Source organism: Aromatoleum toluvorans, assembly GCF_012910905.1.
GTDB classification, from domain to species: Bacteria; Pseudomonadota; Gammaproteobacteria; order Burkholderiales; family Rhodocyclaceae; genus Aromatoleum; species Aromatoleum toluvorans.
Genome location: NZ_WTVN01000005.1, coordinates 80,566 through 100,122 on the forward strand (window position 1 = coordinate 80,566; position 19,557 = coordinate 100,122).

Sequence of the window (19,557 nt, forward strand, 5' to 3'; positions counted from 1 at the left end):
TTTGATAACGCGACTAAAATACGGTTTTTGCACTGCAACCGGAATACACCAATCATGGATCGCGACGCCAACCAATTCATCCAGAACCGCGTCTTCGACGAGATCCAGGTGGGCGACCGCGCCCAGCTCGTGCGTACGCTGCGGCCGGACGACATCCACCTCTTCGCCGTCATGTCCGGCGACGTCAATCCGACCCACGTCGACCCCGAATTCGCGCGCTCCGGCCAGTTCCGCGAAGTCGTCGGGCACAGCATGTGGGGCAGCACGCTGATCTCGACCATCCTCGGCACCGAGTTCCCCGGCCCCGGCACCGTGTACGTCTCGCAGGGCCTGAATTTCCACCGCCCGATCACGATCAGCGACACGCTCACGATCACGGTCACCTGCCGCGAGAAGTTCGAACACAACCACCACATCGTGTTCGATTGCCTCGCGCTCAACCAGGACGGCCTGAAGGTCATCGACGGCGTCGCCGAAGTGCAGGCGCCCACCGAAAAGATCAAGCGCAACCGCGTCCATCTGCCCGCGGTGACGATCTCCGACCGCGAGCTGCGCTACGGCCACCTGCTGTCGATCACTGCCGGCAAGGAGCCCATCCCGATCGCGGTCGCACATCCGTGCGACGCCGAGTCGCTGCGCGGCCCGATCCAGGCGGCGCAGGCCGGCCTCGTCATCCCCGTGCTGGTCGGCCCCGAAGCGAAGATCCGCGCGATCGCCGAACAGGAAGGCATCGACCTGCACGACGTGCGCATCGTCGACGTCGCCCACAGCCACCTGGCGGCCGAGACCGCCGTGGCGCTCGCGCGCGACGGTCACGTCGAAGCGCTGATGAAAGGCTCGCTGCACACCGACGAACTGATGGGCGCGGTGGTCTCCAAGACCGGCGGCCTGCGCACCGCGCGCCGCATCAGCCACGTGTTCATGGCCGACGTCCCGACCTACTCGCATCCGCTGCTGATCACCGACGCGGCGATCAACATCGAGCCGACGCTCGAAGACAAGGTCGACATCATCCAGAACGCGATCGAGCTCGCCCAGATGATGGGCCTGCCCGAGCCCAAGGTCGCGATCCTGTCGGCGGTGGAGACCGTTACGTCGAAGATCCGCTCGACGATCGACGCCGCGGCGCTGTGCAAGATGGCCGACCGCGGGCAGATCAAGGGCGGCCTGCTCGACGGCCCGCTCGCCTTCGACAACGCCGTGTCGCTGGTCGCCGCCAAGACCAAGGGCATCCGCTCGCTGGTCGCCGGCAACGCCGACATCCTCGTCGTGCCCGACCTCGAATCCGGCAACATGGTCGCCAAGCAGCTCGAATACCTCGCCAATGCCTTGATGGCCGGCGTCGTGCTCGGCGCGCGGGTGCCGATCGTGCTCACGAGCCGTGCCGACACCGCCGAAACGCGCGCCGCATCGTGCGCGATCGCGCAACTGATGGCGCACAAGAAGCGCGAGGCGCGTGTCGCATGAAGGCCGTTCTCGTCATCAACGCCGGCTCGAGCAGCCTCAAGTTCGCGCTCTTTCCGATCGAACCGGTACTGGCCGACTCGCCCGCGCTGTCGGGACAGATCGAGGGCATCGGCGCAACCCCGCTCCTGTCGGCCAGGGACGCAGACGGGCATTGCTACCAGGAACCCGTCCTGACCTCGGGCAGCCAGACCGAGCAGCACCGCGACGCGCTCAACCACCTGTTCCGCTGGCTCAGCGCCCACAATCCCGACCTCGACGTCGTCGCGGCGGGACACCGCATCGTGCACGGCGGCGAGCTCTACAGCGCCCCGGTGGTGCTCAACGAGTTCGTGCTGCGCGATCTCGAAAGCTTCATCCCGCTCGCGCCGCTGCACCAGCCGCACAACCTGCGCGCCGTGCGCGCCATCGCCGCGCTCACGCCCGAGATCCCGCAGGTCGGCTGCTTCGATACCGCTTTCCACCGCACCCAGTCCGCGCTCGCGCAGACCTTCGCGCTACCGCGCGCGATCAGCGCGGAAGGCGTGAAGCGCTACGGCTTCCACGGCCTCTCCTATGACTACGTCGCGCGCCGCCTGCCCGACGTCATCGGCGAGCGGGCAAACGGCGCGGTGCTGATCGCCCACCTCGGCAACGGCGCCTCGATGTGCGCGCTGCGCGAAGGCAAGAGCGTTGCCACGACGATGGGCTTCACCGCCGTCGACGGCCTGATGATGGGCACGCGCACGGGCAGCCTCGACCCCGGCGTCCTGCTCTACCTGATGGAGCAGAAAGGCATGGACGCGAAGACCCTGACCAACCTGCTGTACAAGGAATCCGGCCTGCTGGGCGTTTCCGGCATCAGCCAGGACATGCGCACGCTGCTTGCCTCGGACTCGCCACATGCGCGCGAAGCCGTCGATCTCTTCTGCTACCGTATCGCACGGGAAATCGGTTCGCTCGCCGCAGCGGCCGGCGGACTCGATGCGCTGGTGTTCACCGGCGGGATCGGCGAACGCGCGGCAGCGGTACGCGAGCGTGTCGCGCAACTGTCGGCGTGGCTGGGCGTCGCGATCGACCCGGAAGCGAACGGCGTGCACGCCTTGCGCATCGACGCCCCCGACAGCCGCGTGGCGGTCGCCGTCGTGCCCACCAACGAGGAAGGCATGATCGCCCGTTACACACTGGAGCGCCTCGCGCACTGAGCGCCGGCGCGCAGCAACAAAAAGGGCGACCCGCGGGTCGCCCTTTTCATTTCATACGGCCGGAACCGGATCAGCGCGGCAGGACCGATTCGCCCATGAGGAACTGGTCGACCTCGCGAGCGCATTGCCGGCCTTCGCGCCCTGCGGGCCGGCCGGCCCGCAGTCGTCCACACCCGCCCGTGGGCGGTCCGCGTCGTTCAGCGTGGCAGGACGCTTTCACCCATGAGGAACTGATCGACCTCACGGGCGCACTGACGACCTTCGCGGATCGCCCACACCACCAGCGACTGGCCACGGCGCACGTCGCCGGCGGCGAACACCTTCGCCGCGCTGGTCGCATAACAGCCGGCGCCATCGGTCGTCGCCTTCGCGTTGCCGCGAGCATCCTTCTCGACGCCGAACGCCTCGAGCAGCTTGCCCAGCGGGTTCGTGAAGCCCATCGCGAAGAAGACCAGATCGGCCTTCACGTCGAATTCCGACCCCGCGATCTCCAACATGCGGCCGTCTTTCCACTCGAGGCGCACCGCCTTCAGGCCGGTCACCTTGCCGTCCTTTCCGACGAACTCCTTCGTCGCGACGGCGAAATCGCGCTCGCAGCCTTCCTCGTGCGACGAGGACGTACGCATCTTGATCGGCCAGTACGGCCAGGTCAGCGCCTTGTTCTCCTGCTCGGGCGGCATCGGCATCAGCTCGAACTGCGTCACGCTCGCGGCACCGTGGCGGTTCGACGTCCCGACACAGTCGGAACCCGTGTCACCGCCGCCGATCACGACGACGTGCTTGCCCTCGGCCGAGATCGGATTCGGGCCATCCCCGGCCACCGCCTTGTTCTGCGGAATCAGGAATTCCAGCGCGAAATGCACCCCCGCGAGATCACGGCCCGCCACCGGCAGGTCGCGCGGCACTTCCGAGCCCGCCGCGAGGACCACCGCGTCGAACTCCTTCTGCAGCGCCTCGGCGCTGACGAAGGTCGTCGCGTCGTTGACGATGCCGGGCGCCGTCGCATCGGCGCCGACGATCACGCCAGTGCGGAAACTCACGCCCTCGGCTTCCATCTGCGCCATGCGGCGATCGATCAGCCCCTTCTCCATCTTGAAGTCGGGGATGCCGTAGCGCAGCAGGCCGCCGATGCGGCTGTTCTTCTCGAACACCGTCACGTCGTGGCCGGCACGCGCGAGCTGCTGGGCCGCGGCGAGGCCTGCGGGGCCCGACCCGACGACCGCAACCTTCTTGCCGGTCTTCACGGCAGCCGGACGCGGCAGCACCCAGCCCTCTTCCCACGCCTTGTCGATGATCGCGTGCTCGATCGACTTGATGCCGACCGCATCGGAATTGATGTTCAGCGTGCACGCGGCTTCACACGGCGCCGGGCAGATGCGGCCGGTGAACTCGGGGAAGTTGTTGGTCGAGTGCAGGACCTCGATCGCCTCCTTCCACTGTCCGCGGAACACGAGATCGTTCCAGTCCGGAATGATGTTGTTCACCGGGCAGCCGTTGTTGCAGAACGGGATGCCGCAATCCATGCAGCGCGCGCCCTGTACCGCCGCCTCCGCGTCGCTCAGGCGCAGCACGAACTCCTTGTACTTCTTCACGCGCTCGGCAACCGGCTCGTAGGCCTCCGACAGACGCTGATACTCCAGAAAACCCGTGGGCTTGCCCATTTTTTATGCGGCCTCCAGTTGCTTCTGCTTCTGCGCAGCCATCTCGGCCAGCGCTCGGCGGTATTCATGCGGCATCACCTTGACGAACTTGCAGCGCCAGGCGGTCCAGTTTTCGATGATCGCGCGAGCGCGCGGGCTGCCCGTGTAGCGCGCATGGCGCTCGATCAGCCCCTTCAGGATCAGCTCGTCGCCCATTTCGAGGTGGTTGATGTCGACGCGGCCATGCGACTCGAGATCGTCGCCCGACTCCGACCCCTTGCGCGCCTCGAACTCGTCGGGCACCGGCTCGAGGGCGACCTGCGCCATGTTGCAGCGCTGCTCGAACGTACCGTCCTCGTCCAGCACATAGGCGACGCCGCCCGACATGCCGGCGGCGAAGTTGCGGCCGGTCTGGCCGAGCACGACGATCGTGCCGCCCGTCATGTATTCGCAGCCGTGGTCGCCCACGCCTTCGACGACGGCGGTCGCACCCGAATTGCGCACGGCGAAGCGCTCGCCGGCAACGCCCGAGAAATACGCCTCACCCTCGATCGCGCCGTACAGCACGGTGTTGCCGATGATGATGTTCTCGGTCGATGCGCCGCGGAACGCAGCCTGCGGACGCACGATCACGCGGCCGCCCGACAGGCCCTTGGCGACGTAGTCGTTGCCCTCGCCGACCAGTTCCAGCGTCACGCCGCGCGCCGTGAAGGCGCCGAAGCTCTGGCCCGCGGTGCCGTTCAGCGTCACGTGGATCGTGTCGTCCGGCAAACCGGCGTGGCCGTACTTCTCGGCGACACGCCCGGACAGCATCGCGCCGACCGTGCGGTTGATGTTGCGCACCGGCACATCGATACGCACCGCCTCGCCGCGCTCGAGCGCCGGCTTGGCCAGCTCGATGAGCTGGTTGTCGAGCGCCTTCTCGAGGCCGTGCTCCTGGGTCTCGACGTGACGCTTCGCGACGCTCGCAGCGACCTTCGGGCGATGGAAGATGCGGCTGTAGTCGAGGCCGCGCGCCTTCCAGTGCTCGATGCCCTTCTTCATGTCCAGCAGCTCGGGACGGCCGATCAGGTCGTCGAACTTGCGGATGCCGATCTGCGCCATCAGCTCGCGCACTTCCTCGGCGACGAAGAAGAAGTAGTTCACGACGTGCTCGGGCTGGCCGGTGAAGCGCTTGCGCAGCTCGGGGTCCTGCGTCGCGACGCCGACCGGGCAGGTGTTGAGGTGGCACTTGCGCATCATGATGCAGCCTTCGACGACCAGCGGCGCGGTCGCGAAGCCGAACTCGTCCGCACCCAGCAGCGCGCCGATGACGACGTCGCGGCCGGTCTTCATCTGGCCGTCGACCTGCACGCGGATGCGGCTGCGCAGGCTGTTGAGTACCAGGGTCTGCTGCGTTTCGGCGAGGCCCAGCTCCCACGGCGAACCGGCGTGCTTGATCGACGACCACGGCGAGGCGCCGGTGCCGCCGTCGTGACCGGCGATCACGACGTGATCCGCCTTGGCCTTGGCGACACCTGCCGCGACCGTGCCGACACCGATCTCCGACACCAGCTTGACCGAGATCGAAGCCGCCGGCTGGGCGTTCTTCAGGTCGTGGATCAGCTGCGCCAGATCCTCGATCGAGTAGATGTCATGGTGCGGCGGCGGGGAGATCAGGCCCACACCCTGCACCGAGTGACGCAGGAAACCGATGTACTCGGTGACCTTGTGGCCGGGCAACTGGCCGCCCTCGCCGGGCTTGGCGCCCTGTGCCATCTTGATCTGGATCTGGTCGGCGTTGACCAGGTACTCCGCGGTGACGCCGAAGCGGCCCGACGCGACCTGCTTGATCGCGGAGCGCAGGCTGTCGCCCGCCTTGAGCTCGAGGTCGCGCGCGATGCGGTTCTCGCCGACGATCTGCGACAGGCGCATCGCCTGCGTGATCGGCTTGAAGCGCATCGGATCCTCGCCGCCCTCGCCGGTGTTCGACTTGCCGCCGATGCGGTTCATCGCCACGGCCAGCGTCGTGTGCGCCTCGGTCGAGATCGAGCCGAGCGACATCGCGCCGGTGGCAAAGCGCTTGACGATCTCCTTGGCGGACTCGACTTCCTCGAGCGGCACCGGAGGACCTGCCGGCTTGATCTCGAACAGGCCGCGCAGCGTCATGTGGCGCTTGCTCTGGTCGTTGATCAGCTTGGCGTATTCCTTGTAGGTATCGGCCCTGCCCGAGCGCGTCGCATGCTGCAGCTTGGCGATCGATTCCGGCGTCCACATGTGGTCGTCGCCGCGCACGCGGAAGGCATAGTCGCCGCCCGCGTCGAGCATGTCGACCAGCACCGGGTCGTTGGAGAAGGCCCTGCGGTGCAGGCGGATGGCTTCGTCCATCACCTCGAACACACCCATGCCCTCGACCTGGCTGGTCGTGCCGGTGAAGTAGCGGTCGCACAGCGACTGCTTCAGGCCGACGGCCTCGAAGATCTGCGCGCCGGTGTAGGACATGTAGGTCGAAATGCCCATCTTGGACATGACCTTCATGAGCCCCTTGCCGACCGCCTTGACGAAATGCTTGATCGCCTTCGCGCGCGCCTCGTCGTCCTCGCCGGCGAGCTGCTGCAGGGTCTCCATCGCCACATAGGGATGGACCGCTTCGGCACCGTAACCGGCGAGCACGGCGAAGTGGTGCACCTCACGTGCGGTCCCGGTCTCGACCACGAGGCCGGCGCGCGTACGCAGTCCCTTCGACACGAGGTGCTGATGCACCGCGGAGGTCGCGAGCAGCGCGGGAATCGCGACGTGATCGGCGTCGACCTTGCGATCCGACACGATCAGGATGTTGTAGCCCTGCAGCACCGCATCCTCGGCCTCGGCACACAGCGTCGCGAGGCGCGCCTCGACGCCGTCCTTGCCCCAGGCGACCGGGTAGCACGCGTCCAGTTCGGCCGAACGGAAGCGGCTGTCGGCGTAGCGCCCGATGTTGCGGATCTTCGCCATGTCGTCGAAGTCCAGCACCGGCTGGGTCACTTCCAGGCGATACGGCGGGTTGATCTCGTTGATCTCGAGCAGGTTCGGGCGCGGGCCGATGAAGGACACCAGCGACATCACGAGCTGTTCGCGGATCGGGTCGATCGGCGGGTTCGTCACCTGTGCGAACAGCTGACGGAAGTAGTTGTAGAGCGGCTTCTCCTTCGCCGACAGCACGGCCAGCGGCGAGTCGTTGCCCATTGAACCGGTCGCTTCCTCGCCCGTCTTGCCCATCGGCTCGAGGATGAACTTGATGTCCTCCTGCGTGTAGCCGAAGGCCTGCTGGCGATCCAGCAGCGAAGCGCGCGGCTGCAGCGGCTCGACACCCTCCGGCACCGGCAGGTCGTCGAACTTGATGTTGATGCGACGGATCCACTCGCGATAGGGCTTGGCGAGCGCCAGCGACTCCTTCAGCTCGCGGTCGTCGATGATGCGGCCCTGCTCCATGTCGATCATGAACATCTTGCCGGGCTGCAGACGCCACTTCTTGACGATCTTGCTGTCGGGGATCGGCAGCACGCCGGACTCCGACGCCATCACGACGAGGTCGTCGTCGGTGACGAGGTAGCGCGCCGGCCGCAGGCCGTTGCGGTCGAGCGTCGCGCCGATCTGGCGGCCGTCGGTGAAGGCGACCGCAGCCGGGCCGTCCCACGGCTCCATCATCGCCGCGTGGTATTCATAGAAGGCGCGGCGCTTCTCGTCCATCAGCGTGTGCGACTCCCACGCCTCGGGGATCATCATCATCACCGCGTGGGCGAGCGAGTAGCCGCTCATCACCAGCAGTTCGAGCGCGTTGTCGAACGACGCCGAGTCCGACTGGCCCGGGTAGATCAGCGGCCAGATCTTTTCCAGATCGTCGCCGAGCAGCGGCGAATGCGTGCCCTTTTCGCGCGCGCGCATCCAGTTGTAGTTGCCGCGCAGCGTGTTGATTTCACCGTTGTGGGCGATGTAGCGGAACGGATGTGCGAGGTCCCATTTCGGGAAGGTGTTGGTCGAGAAGCGCTGGTGCACGAGGGCGAGCGCCGACACCGTACGCGGATCGGCGAGATCGCAGTAGTACTCGCCGACCTGCGTCGCCAGCAGCAGGCCCTTGTAGTTCACGGTGCGCGCCGACATCGACACCATGTAGAACTCCTTGCCGTGCTTGAGCTGCAAGTCGTTGATCGCGTTCGCTGCGCGGCGGCGGATCACGAACAGCTTGCGCTCGAGCGCGTCGGTCACCGTCACGGTCGGGCCGCGGCCGATGAAGACCTGCCGCATCACCGGCTCCTTGTCCTTCACCGCCGGCGACATCGGCATGTCGCGGTTCACCGGAACGTCACGCCAGCCGAGCACCACCTGGCCTTCGGCGCGCACCGCGCGGCGGATCTCCTCCTCGCACGCGAGACGCGACGCCTGCTCCTTCGGCAGGAAGACCATGCCGACGCCGTACTCGCCCGCCGGCGGCAGCTCGACGCCCTGCTTCGCCATCTCTTCGCGATACAGGACATCGGGAATCTGGATCAGGATACCCGCGCCGTCCCCCTGCAGCTCATCTGCACCGACGGCGCCCCGGTGGTCGAGATTCTTCAGAATCTCAAGCCCCTGGCTGATGATTGCATGACTCTTGACACCCTTGATGTGGGCGACGAAACCCACACCACAGGCATCATGTTCATTGGTCGGGTCGTACAGACCCTGCTTCTGGGGGAGATCCATCACGTTCTTCCTCGACACAACACGTTTGCCGGCAAACCGGCGTTGATCGGGCGACGGCAACGCCGCATGCAAATAACGCACCAAAATTGTGCAGGCGTCAAAAAAAGCCGGGTGCGCGCGCACACCGGCTCCTTTCGGCCAGTGTTGCACACACGGCCACTGCTTACCTTTCAGGCGGACTTAGAAATATACCCGCGCAAAACCCGTGTTTCAAGATTTTTTTGCAGCGCGGTAAGCCTATGATGCTTCAATGAATTTCGCCGACGGCGAAGAGGCGGCGGTGCTCCTTCATCGCGTAGCGGTCGGTCATTCCCGCGACGTAGTCGGCGATCGCGCGCGGCGTATCGGCGCGTGCGCGCACCTGGTACTGCGGCGGAAGCAGGCGAGGATCACTCATGAAGGCACCGAACAGGTCCTGGATGATGCGTCGGGCCTTGTCGGTCATCCGCAACACCTGATAGTGCGCGTAGAGGTTCTGGCGGAGGAAGGTCTTCAACTCACGCAGCCGCGGCGCAAGCGCCTCCGAATAGGCGACCAGACGCGCCGCACGGTGCACGTCGGCGAGCGACTGCACGCCCGCCTGCACGATATTCGCGCGCGTCGTCGCAATCAGATCGAGCACCATCTCGTTGATCATGCGCCGGATCGTCTCGTGAATCAGCCGACGTCCGCCCAGCCCCGGCCATTGCGCCTCGGCATCACGCCGCGCGCCGGCGAAGATCGCGATGTCGTCGAGCTGTTCGAGCGTGATCAGCCCGGAACGCAGCCCGTCGTCGATGTCGTGGTTGTTGTACGCGATCTCGTCGGCCAGATTCGTGAGCTGCGCCTCGAGGGACGGCTGCCCGCCCTCGAGAAAGCGCTGCCCCAGTTCGCCGAGTTCCCGGGCACGTTCGCGCGAACAATGCTTGAGAATGCCTTCGCGGGTCTCGTAACACAGGTTGAGCCCGTCGAACGCCGCGTAATGCTCTTCGAGCTCATCCACCGTGCGCAGCGACTGCAGGTTGTGTTCGAAGCCGCCGTAGTTCTTCATGCACGCATTGAGCGCATCCTGGCCGGCGTGGCCGAACGGGGTATGCCCCAGATCGTGGGCCAGCGCAATCGCCTCGACCAGGTCCTCGTTGAGTTGCAGCGCACGCGCCACCCCGCGGGAAATCTGCGCGACCTCGAGGCTGTGCGTCAGCCGCGTGCGGAAAAGGTCGCCTTCGTGATTGACGAACACCTGCGTCTTGTATTCGAGCCGCCGGAACGAGTTCGAATGCACGATGCGATCGCGGTCGCGCTGGAATTCGCTGCGAATGCCGGGTGCGGGCTCGGCATGCACGCGCCCGCGCGAGCTCGATTCAGTGACGGCGTAGGGTGCGAGCGCGCTCATGCGCAGCGCGCGTCAATGGCGGCCGCGATCGCCTCGGGCGTCGCGTCGGCATGGATGACGGCCTGCCCGATGCCGCGCAACAGAATCAGGCGCAGGCGTCCGGCCTCGACCTTCTTGTCGTGCGCCATCAGCTCGAGATAGCGGCCCGCCCCCAGGCGCGGCCCCTGCACCGGCAAGCCGGCGCGGCGATGCAGCGCCTCGATCCGCGACACCTCCGCGGCCGGGAGCCACCCGAGCCGGCATGACAGCTCGGCCGCCATCATCGTTCCCGCGGCAACGGCCTCGCCGTGCAGCCAGGCGCCGTAGCCCATGCCCGTCTCGATTGCGTGGCCGAAGGTATGACCCAGATTCAGCAGGGCGCGCTCGCCCTGCTCGGTTTCATCCGCCGCAACGACCTCGGCCTTGTTTACGCACGAGCGCTCGATGGCGAACGCCAGCGCCTCCGGCTCGCGGGCCACCAGACGCTCGATGTTCGCTTCCAGCCAGACGAAAAACCCGGGATCCCTGATCAGCCCGTACTTGATGACCTCGGCGAGGCCCGCAGCCAGTTCGCGATCCGGCAGGGTATCGAGGGTGCCGGTGTCGGCGAGCACCAGTCGCGGCTGATAGAAGGCCCCGATCATGTTCTTGCCGAGCGGGTGATTGATTGCCGTCTTGCCGCCGACGGAGGAGTCCACCTGCGACAGGAGCGTCGTGGGAATCTGGATGAACGGCACGCCCCGCTGATAGGTCGCCGCGGCGAATCCCGTCATGTCGCCGACCACCCCCCCGCCCAGCGCCAGCAGCGTCGTCGAACGTTCGCAGCGCTCGGCGAGCAGGGTATCGAAGATCAGGTTGAGGGTTTGCCAGTTCTTGTGTTCCTCGCCATCCGGCAGCGTCACCGCATGGACACGCACGCCGCACTCACGCAGCGCCGCCTGCAGGGAATCCAGATAGAGCGGCCCGACGACATCATTGGTGACGATCGCGACGCGCGGCGTCTTGAGAAAGGGGAGAATCAGCGACGGATCGCCGAGCAGTCCACTGCCGATGTTGATCGGATAGGAGCGCTCACCCAGAGCCACGTTGAGAGTACGCATATTACTTCTTGAAGTTGTCGACGGCCTTTTCGATCATGCGCACCATCCCGCCGGGGTTGCCGCGACCGCCATCGACGATGATGTCCGCGACGGCACGATACAGGGGGTCGCGCTCGCGATAGAGTGTTTCGATCCGCTCGCGCGGATTGGGGACCTGGAGCAAAGGGCGATTGCGGTCATGTCGGGTGCGTTCCCACAGAACCGGCGTCGGCACGTTCAGGTACACCACGATCCCGCGCTCGGCCATGAGCGCGCGGTTGGCCGGGTTGAGAACCGCTCCGCCCCCGGTGGCCAGCACCAGGTCGGATTCCTGCGTCAGCTCGTCGATGAGCTGAGTTTCGCGCCGCCGAAACCCTTCCTCGCCCTCGATTTCGAAGATCGTCGCAACCTTGACCCCCGTGCGGGCCTCGATCTCATGGTCGCAATCGACAAAGCGCAAGTGGTGACGCCGGGCATACTCACGACCTACCGTGGTCTTCCCGGCGCCCATCATGCCAACCAGAATCACTAACACCAAACCGGCATCCGATACGTAATGCCGCCAACTATACAGGCGAACGGGCTTGCCCGTCTGCCGATCACTTGAGCGTCAGGGCGTCGGACACGATCCGCGGCGTCAGGAACACCAGCAGCTCGCGGCGCGACGACTGCGTGTTCGTCGAACGGAACAGTGCGCCGAGGTACGGGATCTCGCCAAGCAGCGGCACGCGATCGACGTTGGTGGTTTCCTCTTCCTCGAACACGCCGCCGATCACGACGGTGCCGCCGTTCTCGACCATCACTTCGGTCGTCACGCTCTTCTTGTCGATCGGCGGGTTGCCCAGGATGCTGCGCGAGAAGTCCGCCCGGTCCTTGCTCACCTCCACCTTCAGCTGCACGCGGCCGTCGGGGGTGATCTGCGGACGCACCTTCAGCATGAGCACCGCGTCCTTGAAACTGACGGTCGGCGGCTCCGTACCGCTCGACGGCGTGACGTACGGAATCTCCTGACCCTGCTTGATCGTCGCCTCGACCTGGTTGGCGGTAAGGATGCGCGGACTCGACACCACCCGGCCACGGCCGTCGGTCTCGAGCGCCGCCAGTTCCAGATTCAGGAAGCGCGTAAGGGACTTGTTGAACAGCGTCAGATTCAGGGATCCGAACGGATTGTTCGGCAGGAAGCCGTTGCCGCTCACGACGTCCTCGCCGACGCGATGGATGATCGTGTTGATCGCCGCGTTGCCGCTGGTGTCGATCGCGCCGGTGGCCGGGTTGACGCTGCCGAACTCGGCCGAACCGGCTCCAAGTCTTGCGCCTCCACCGAGGCTCCGCACGCGGCGATCGCCATACCCGAGACGGACGCCCAGATCGCGGGCGAAATCCTTGTTCGCCTCGACAACGCGCGCTTCGATCATGACCTGCCGCGGCGGAATGTCGATTTCCTTGATCAGGTTCGCAAGCGCGGCGAGGCGGCTCCCGACATCGGTGATGAACAGGCGGTTGCTGCGCTCATCGACGACGACACTGCCGCGCTTGGACAGCATCGTCTGGTCCTTGCTCTTCAGGAAGTCGAAGATTTCCTTGGACTTGTGATAGTTGATCTGGAAGCTCTCGGTCTGCAGCGGCTCCAGATCCCCGATCTGCGCCTTCGCTTCGAGTTGCAGCTTCTCGCGCGTCGCAAGCTCCTCACCAGGCGCGATCCAGATGACGTTGCCGGACTTGCGCATGTCCAGGCCCTTGGCCTGCAGGATGATGTCGAGCGCCTGGTCCCAGGGCACATCCTTCAGACGCAGCGTCAGATTGCCCTGCACCGAGTCGCTGGTGATGATGTTGAAGTTCGTGAAGTCGGCGATGACCTGCAGCACCGAACGGACATCGATGTTCTGGAAATTCAGCGAGAGCTTTTCGCCCTTGTACTGGCCGCGGCTTGCCCCCTGGACCAGCTTGTTCGGATCCTCGACGACGCGCCGCACTTCCAGCACGAACTGGTTGTCGCTCTGGTAGGCGTTGTGCTCCCACTTGCCATTGGGCGTCACGACCAGGCGGACGTTGTCGCCCTGCTGTTGCGCGGTCATCGAAGTCACCGGCGTGGCGAAATCGGTGACATCGGAGCGGCGGCGCAGATGTTCCGGCAGCGAGGTCTTCAGGAACTCGACGACGAGATTGCCGCCCTGCTGCCGAATGTCGATGCCCGCGTCGGGATTCGCGAGCTGCACGACCACGCGCCCTTCGCCGTCCTTGCCGCGCCGGAAATTGATATCGCGGATGCTGCTGCCGTCGGCGGCCGCCGCGTCACGCGTGGGCGCGGCGAAATTGGCCATCGCCTGCGACACCTGCGTCGTCGTGGCACCGGCGGTGGCCGCGCTACCGAGGGAGATGATGACGTCGCGGCCTTCGATGCGCGACTCGAACGGCATCACCCTGGTGACGTTGAGCACCAGCCGCGTACGGTCGCCGGACTGGACGATGTTTGCGCTGCGCAGCTCCCCCTGCTCGATTGCCTGCACGCTGCGCCCCAGGCCGTTGGTCGTGCCGGGGAAATCGAACGCGATCCTGGCGGGATTCGCGACGCTGAAGCTCGCCGGAGGCGCAGCGAGCGGATCCTTGAGCGTGAGCTTCAGGTGGACCTGGCCGCCCTGCTGCGACACCTCGAGGTTTTCGATGCGATTCGTCGCGGCCTGGCTTGCAGGCGCCGTCTGCGCAAGCACGGCGGCGCCGGGAACAGCCAGGGTGAACGCCGCGACGAGCAGCGCAATCATGCGTTTGTTGTTCATTTCCGTGCCTCCTGCTGCTCCTGCAGCAGCAATGTGCTGATGCGCTCGACCCAATCACCGTTCATGTCTTCGACCAGTTCCTTGAGGGTGACTTCCGATTCCGTGATCGCGGTCACCAGCCCGAAGTTCTGGCCCATGTAGTTGCCGACCCTGACCTGGTGGAGGTTCTGGTCGGCCTTCACCAGCGCGTGCACCTTCCGGTTCTGCTTGATCACGCCGACCAGTTGCAGGGACTCGAGCGGGAAGGCTTCGAGAGGCTCGCGCCGACGGTCGAGATCGGGACCGCCACGACGGGATGTCTTCGTTTCGGGCTCGATGCGGCCCTGCAGGAAGGGGTCGGAAGCACCTTCGGCTTCATACTTCACGACCGGAGCGGGTTTCATTTCGGGCAGGGGCTTGATCGTTCCGGTCATGCCCTTTTCCTGCTCGGCCATCCATCCCTGGATGTCCTCCTGGTCGCTGGAGCAGGCTGTCAGGACGAGAGCGCTTGCAAGTATCAGAAGGCGTTTCATGGCGTTCTCACTTGCCTCCCTTTGCCTTCGCGGCCTTTTCCTGCGCTCGCTTCTGCGCAAGCTCCTCTTCGTCGAGATAACGATAGGTGATGGCCTTGGCCTCGAGCTTGAGCATGCCGTCCTTCTGCGCTTCGATCGCCACGTTGTCGAGCGTCACGATGCGCGGCATGTGGGCGACGTCCTCCGCAAACGCACCGAGGTCGTTGTAGGCCCCGACGATGCGCACATCGATCGGCATCTCGGCGTAGAAATCCTTGACCACGTCGACACCGGGCTTGAACAGCTCGAACTGCAGGCCACGGCCGACGCCCGCCTGGTTGATGTCGGAGAGCAGCGAATCCATTTCCGCCCGGTTGGGCAATTGCTTCAGCAGCGCACCGAACTGGCGATCGATCTCTTCGAGTTGCAGCTTGTACGCATCGAGATTCACGGCCTGCGCCTTCTTGTTCCGCCAGTCCTCGCGCAACTGCACTTCTTCGGCCTCGCGCTGCTCGAGCAGCGCCACCTGATCGCGCCAGTCGAACCACCATGCCAGCGCAAATACGGCGGCCAGCAGGGCAATGAACACCGCGATGCGCGGTGCGAGTGGCCAGGCGCCCGGATCGTTGGGATCGAGGCCCTTGAAATCCTGCGAGAGGCGCTCGAAGTCGATACTCTGGAGTTTGCCGAGCTTCATTTCCTGGCCCCTTGATCGCCTTCGGCCTTGGGCCCTTCGATACCGATGTTCAGCGCGAAGTCGCTGACCCGGCGCTTGTTGACCGACGCCGCCTTGACCTCGACGAGGCCGGGATTCGCGAGCCACGGCGATTCATCGAGGCTGCGCATCAGCGCCGACACGCGCGAGTTGGACTGCGAGTAGCCGAGCAGCGCGATCTTCGGTCCCGTCTGCTTGATGGAGCGCAGATACACGCCGTCCGGAACGCGCCGGGCGAACTCGTTCATGACGTTCACCGCCTGGGCACGCGTCGTCTGCAGGGATTCGATCACCTGCTTGCGCGCGAGCAGGGCATCGATCTGCTCACGCAGGCGCTTGATCTCGGCGATCTGCGTATCGAGCTTGGCAATCTCGCTCTTGAGGAAGTCGTTGCGACGCTCCTGATGTTCGACATAGCCGGCGATGACGGTATGCACGAGCACCCCGACGAGCAGGCCGGCAACGACCATCGCGGCGGACACGACGTAGAACTGCTGGCGCCGTTCGCGGCGCTTGAGTTCGCGATGGGGCAGCAGGTTGATTCGAATCATGAATCGAATCTCCGGAGCGCCAGACCGCAGGCCACCATCAGCGACGGGGCATCGGCCAGCAGGTTCTTGGGTCGCACACGCGACGACAGCGACATCCCGACGAAGGGATTCGCGACGATGGCCGGGACCTGGGTGCGGCCCGCGACGACATCCGACAGACCGGGCATCACCGAGCAGCCGCCCGCGAGGACGATGTGGTCGACCTGGTTGTACTGGGTGGACGTGAAGAAGAACTGCAGCGCCCGCGATACCTCGAGCGCGAGACTGTCCATGAACGGCCGCATCAGGTCACGCTCGTAGTCTTCGGGCAGGCCGCCGGTGCGTTTGGCGGCCTCGGCGTCCTCGACGCTCATGCCGTACTGCCGCGCGATTTCCTGCGTGAGCTGCATGCCACCGAAGGCCTGCTCGCGCGCATAGAGCTGCTGGCCGTTGCGCAGCACGCTGACGTTCATGACATTGGCGCCAATGTCGATCACCGCGACGATCTTGTCGGCGCCGCCGCCCGGCAACTGCCTGGCGACGAGTTCGAATGCCGCCTCGGCGGCAAAGGACTCCACGTCCATCACCACCGCCTTGAGGCCGGCGGACTCGACCACCGCCACGCGGTCCTCGACCTTTTCCTTGCGGGAAGCGGCAATCAGGACCTCGACCTCCTCCGGGCTGCCCGGCGACGGACCGACGACCTGGAAGTCGAGATTGACTTCGTCGAGGGCGAAGGGAATGTACTGGCTCGCCTCCGACTCGACCTGAAGCTCCATTTCCTGGTCGCGCAGACCGCCCGGCAGGATCATCTTCTTGGTGATGACCGCGGACGCCGGAAGCGCCACGGCGACCTGCTTGATGCCCCCGCCCATGCGGCGTACGGCGCGCATCACCGCGTCGCTCACGCCTTCGAGATTGGCGATGTTGCCGTCGACGACGGCGTCACGGGGCAGGGATTCGATGGCGTAGCGCTCGATGCGATACGCACCCTTTTCGCCCTCTGCAAGCTCGACCATCTTCACTGATGAAGATGAAATATCGAGTCCGACCAGCTGGCGCGCCTTGGGGCGAATGAGGGAGAAGTCGATCACAAAGAAAATCCTTAAATTTCTTTATGTTAGGCGCCGATACTGAATAAGCTTGTGAGATGCTAGCAACAAAATGTTGCGAGTGTAAAGCGGGACTTTGAGGGGCGTTTTTGGGGCCCCGGACGGGGACCCGTATAATTGCGCTCCTGCTCTTCCTTTTCTGGACTCCCGATGCGCTGGGTTTTCTACCCTCTCGCGGCACTCATCGCCCTCGTCATCCTCGGCATGGCGACCGTCGCAGCGGTCTCGGCCTTCGCATGGCCGAATCTGCCCTCACTGGACGTATTGACGGACTATCGCCCCAAGATTCCGCTGCGAGTATACACGTCAGATGGATATCTACTTGGGGAATTCGGTGAGGAGCGTCGCGTCGTCGCAACAATGAGTGAAGTGCCCGCGATCCTCAAGCAGGCCATACTTGCGGCCGAAGACGAGCGCTTCTACGAACACCCCGGAATCGATGTGATCGGCATAGCCCGTGCGGCGGTGGCGAACGTCGTGTCGGGCGGGCGCGGCCAGGGGGCGTCGACGATCACGATGCAGGTCGCCCGCAATTTCTTCCTCACGCGGGAGAAGACCTTCAACCGGAAGCTCTACGAGATCCTGCTGGCGCTGAAGATCGAACGCAGCCTGAGCAAGGATCAGATCTTCGAGCTTTACATCAACCAGATCTACCTCGGCCAGCGCGCCTACGGCTTCTCGGCAGCGGCACGCACGTACTTCGACAAGCCGCTGAAGGACCTCACGGTGGCCGAAGCGGCGATGCTCGCCGGACTGCCGAAGGCGCCGTCGGCCTACAACCCGGTCGCGAACCCGCGCCGGGCGACGCTGCGTCAGCAGTACGTGCTGCGGCGCATGGTCGAGGCTGGTTTCATCGACGAGAAGACCTTCGAGGCCGCCCGCGCGGAGCCGCTCGTGCTGGCGAACGGCCGCTCGGCATCGGGCCCGCTGCGCGGCGACTATGTTGCGGAAATGGCGCGGCAGCTCGCCGTCGAGCAATTCGGCGAGCAGGCGTACGACTCGGGCATCCGCATCGTCACGACGGTGACGCGCGAGGACCAGCAGGCGGCCTACAAGGCCGTCCGCCAGGGGGTGATGGATTACGACCGGCGCCATGGATACCGCGGCCCGGAGGGATTCGCGGACCTGGGCACCGCGAACAGGAATGACGACGAACACTTCGACGAGCTCCTTGCCGACGTGGCCGATTATGACGACCTGCTGGCCGCGCTGGTGCTCGATGCGTCGCCGAAATCGGTCACCGTCTATCGCCACGGCGAAACCCTGAAGATCACGGGTGCGGGATTGAGCTTTGCCGCCCCGATGCTCAACGAGCGCGCGCCGCAGGCGCGGCGGGTGCGGCGCGGGGCGATCGTGCGCATCCGCGATCTCGGGGACAAGGGCTGGGAAATCGCACAGCTGCCGGATGTCGAGGCGGCGCTGGTCGCGATCGATTCGAACACCGGTGCAGTCCGGGCGCTGATCGGTGGCTTCGACTTCAATCGCAGCAAGTTCAACCACGTGACCCAGGCGCTGCGCCAGCCGGGTTCGAGCTTCAAGCCCTTCATCTATTCCGCGGCGCTGGAGCGCGGCTATTCACCGAGCAGCGTCGAGGACGATGCCCCCCTGTTCTTCCCGGCCGGGATCACGGGCAGCAAGGACTGGGAGCCGAAGAACTACGACGGCAAGTACGAAGGCCCGATGACCTTGCGGGACGGGCTTGCGCGGTCGAAGAACATGATCTCGATCCGCGTGCTGCGCTCGATCACGCCCGCATATGCACAGGACTACATCACGCGCTTCGGCTTCGACGCGGCCCAGCATCCGCCCTATCTGACGATGGCGCTGGGTGCCGGCATGACGACGCCGTGGCAGATGGCGACCGGCTATGCGGTTTTCGCCAACGGCGGGTACCGGGTCGAGCCCTATGTCGTGAAGGAGATGATCGATGGCGAGGGGCACGTGGTCGCGAAAGTCGATCCGCCGGTGGCGGGCGACAGTGCGCCGCGCGTGATCGATCCGCGCAATGCGTGGCTGATGAGCTCGATGATGCAGGACGTGGTCCGGCGCGGCACGGCGACGCGCGCGCTGGTGCTCAAGCGCGGCGACCTCGCCGGCAAGACCGGCACGACCAACGACTACGTGGATGCATGGTTTGCGGGCTACAACCCGGATCTGGTCGCGGTGAGTTGGCTCGGGCACGATCAGCCGCGCAACCTGGGGCGCGGGGAGACCGGCGGCACGGCGGCCCTGCCGATGTGGGTGAACTTCATGCGCACGGCCCTGAAGGGCTCGCCGGAAAAATTCCCGGCGCGCCCTGAGGGGCTGCTGGCCGTGAATACCGGCTCGGGACGCGAGGAATTCATCTACCAGGAAAACCTGCCGACCGAACCCATCGTGGTTCCCGCCGGCATCGAGAATCTGCCCCCGCCGTCCGAAGCGCCCGACGACGCGCCGGCGCAGCCCCGGCCCAGTGCGGCCCCCGCCCCGGTGGTCGAGCGCGTGCCGACGCCGATCCGGCGACCGTGACGGCCGCC

13 protein-coding genes are annotated in these 19,557 nt (G+C 65.5%); 3 read left to right on the top strand and 10 right to left on the bottom strand.

Translation table 11 applies throughout. The features are described from left to right. The first annotated feature begins 54 nt into the window (after positions 1–54). Together GPA22_RS05225 and GPA22_RS05230 are read left to right on the top strand one after the other, a co-directional pair. Positions 55–1,467, top strand: coding sequence for a bifunctional enoyl-CoA hydratase/phosphate acetyltransferase (locus GPA22_RS05225; RefSeq protein ID WP_169255039.1), 1,413 nt, complete (start codon positions 55–57; stop codon positions 1,465–1,467). Beyond that, the gene (locus GPA22_RS05230) at positions 1,464–2,648 is read left to right on the top strand and encodes an acetate/propionate family kinase (protein WP_169255040.1); all 1,185 of its coding nucleotides are present in this window, start codon (positions 1,464–1,466) and stop codon (positions 2,646–2,648) included. The genes GPA22_RS05225 and GPA22_RS05230 overlap by 4 nt, the downstream gene beginning before the upstream one ends. A 197-nt stretch (positions 2,649–2,845) precedes the next feature. On the opposite strand, the gene GPA22_RS05235 is transcribed toward GPA22_RS05230, so the two are convergent. The 10 genes from GPA22_RS05235 to GPA22_RS05280 form a co-directional block, all read right to left on the bottom strand. Then, the gene (locus tag GPA22_RS05235; RefSeq protein WP_169255041.1) at positions 2,846–4,309 is read right to left on the bottom strand and encodes a glutamate synthase subunit beta; all 1,464 of its coding nucleotides are present in this window, start codon (positions 4,307–4,309) and stop codon (positions 2,846–2,848) included. Between the two features lie 3 nt (positions 4,310–4,312). Further along, positions 4,313–8,989 carry a glutamate synthase-related protein gene (locus tag GPA22_RS05240; RefSeq protein WP_169255042.1) on the bottom strand — a complete coding sequence of 1,559 codons (4,677 nt, stop codon included), beginning with the start codon at positions 8,987–8,989 and terminating at the stop codon, positions 4,313–4,315. Positions 8,990–9,236: 247 nt separating this feature from the next. Next, positions 9,237–10,361 (bottom strand): deoxyguanosinetriphosphate triphosphohydrolase, encoded by a 1,125-nt coding sequence (locus GPA22_RS05245; protein ID WP_169255043.1) that lies wholly within the window; start codon positions 10,359–10,361, stop codon positions 9,237–9,239. Further along, positions 10,358–11,440 carry a 3-dehydroquinate synthase gene (gene aroB / locus GPA22_RS05250; protein ID WP_169255044.1) on the bottom strand — a complete coding sequence of 361 codons (1,083 nt, stop codon included), beginning with the start codon at positions 11,438–11,440 and terminating at the stop codon, positions 10,358–10,360. Before aroB ends, GPA22_RS05245 begins: the two co-directional genes overlap by 4 nt. A gap of 1 nt (position 11,441) precedes the next feature. Next, positions 11,442–11,954, bottom strand: coding sequence for a shikimate kinase (locus GPA22_RS05255; protein WP_425483945.1), 513 nt, complete (start codon positions 11,952–11,954; stop codon positions 11,442–11,444). Between the two features lie 64 nt (positions 11,955–12,018). Then, on the bottom strand, positions 12,019–14,193 hold the full coding sequence (locus GPA22_RS05260) for a type IV pilus secretin PilQ (RefSeq protein ID WP_169255046.1): 2,175 nt from the start codon (positions 14,191–14,193) through the stop codon (positions 12,019–12,021). Beyond that, positions 14,190–14,705, bottom strand: coding sequence for a pilus assembly protein PilP (locus GPA22_RS05265; protein WP_169255047.1), 516 nt, complete (start codon positions 14,703–14,705; stop codon positions 14,190–14,192). The genes GPA22_RS05260 and GPA22_RS05265 overlap by 4 nt, the downstream gene beginning before the upstream one ends. A 7-nt stretch (positions 14,706–14,712) precedes the next feature. Beyond that, complete coding sequence (locus GPA22_RS05270; RefSeq protein ID WP_169255048.1) at positions 14,713–15,381, bottom strand: type IV pilus inner membrane component PilO; 669 nt, start codon at positions 15,379–15,381, stop codon at positions 14,713–14,715. Beyond that, the gene (locus GPA22_RS05275) at positions 15,378–15,950 is read right to left on the bottom strand and encodes a PilN domain-containing protein (protein ID WP_169255049.1); all 573 of its coding nucleotides are present in this window, start codon (positions 15,948–15,950) and stop codon (positions 15,378–15,380) included. Before GPA22_RS05275 ends, GPA22_RS05270 begins: the two co-directional genes overlap by 4 nt. Then, positions 15,947–17,023: a type IV pilus assembly protein PilM gene (locus tag GPA22_RS05280; protein WP_169255050.1), complete on the bottom strand. Its 1,077-nt coding sequence runs from the start codon at positions 17,021–17,023 to the stop codon at positions 15,947–15,949. The genes GPA22_RS05275 and GPA22_RS05280 overlap by 4 nt, the downstream gene beginning before the upstream one ends. Positions 17,024–17,191: 168 nt before the next feature. Between GPA22_RS05280 and GPA22_RS05285 the strand changes: the two genes are divergently transcribed. Then, entirely contained in the window at positions 17,192–19,549 is a 2,358-nt protein-coding gene (locus tag GPA22_RS05285) for a penicillin-binding protein 1A (RefSeq protein ID WP_169255051.1), read from the top strand. Positions 19,550–19,557: the final 8 nt, after the last annotated feature.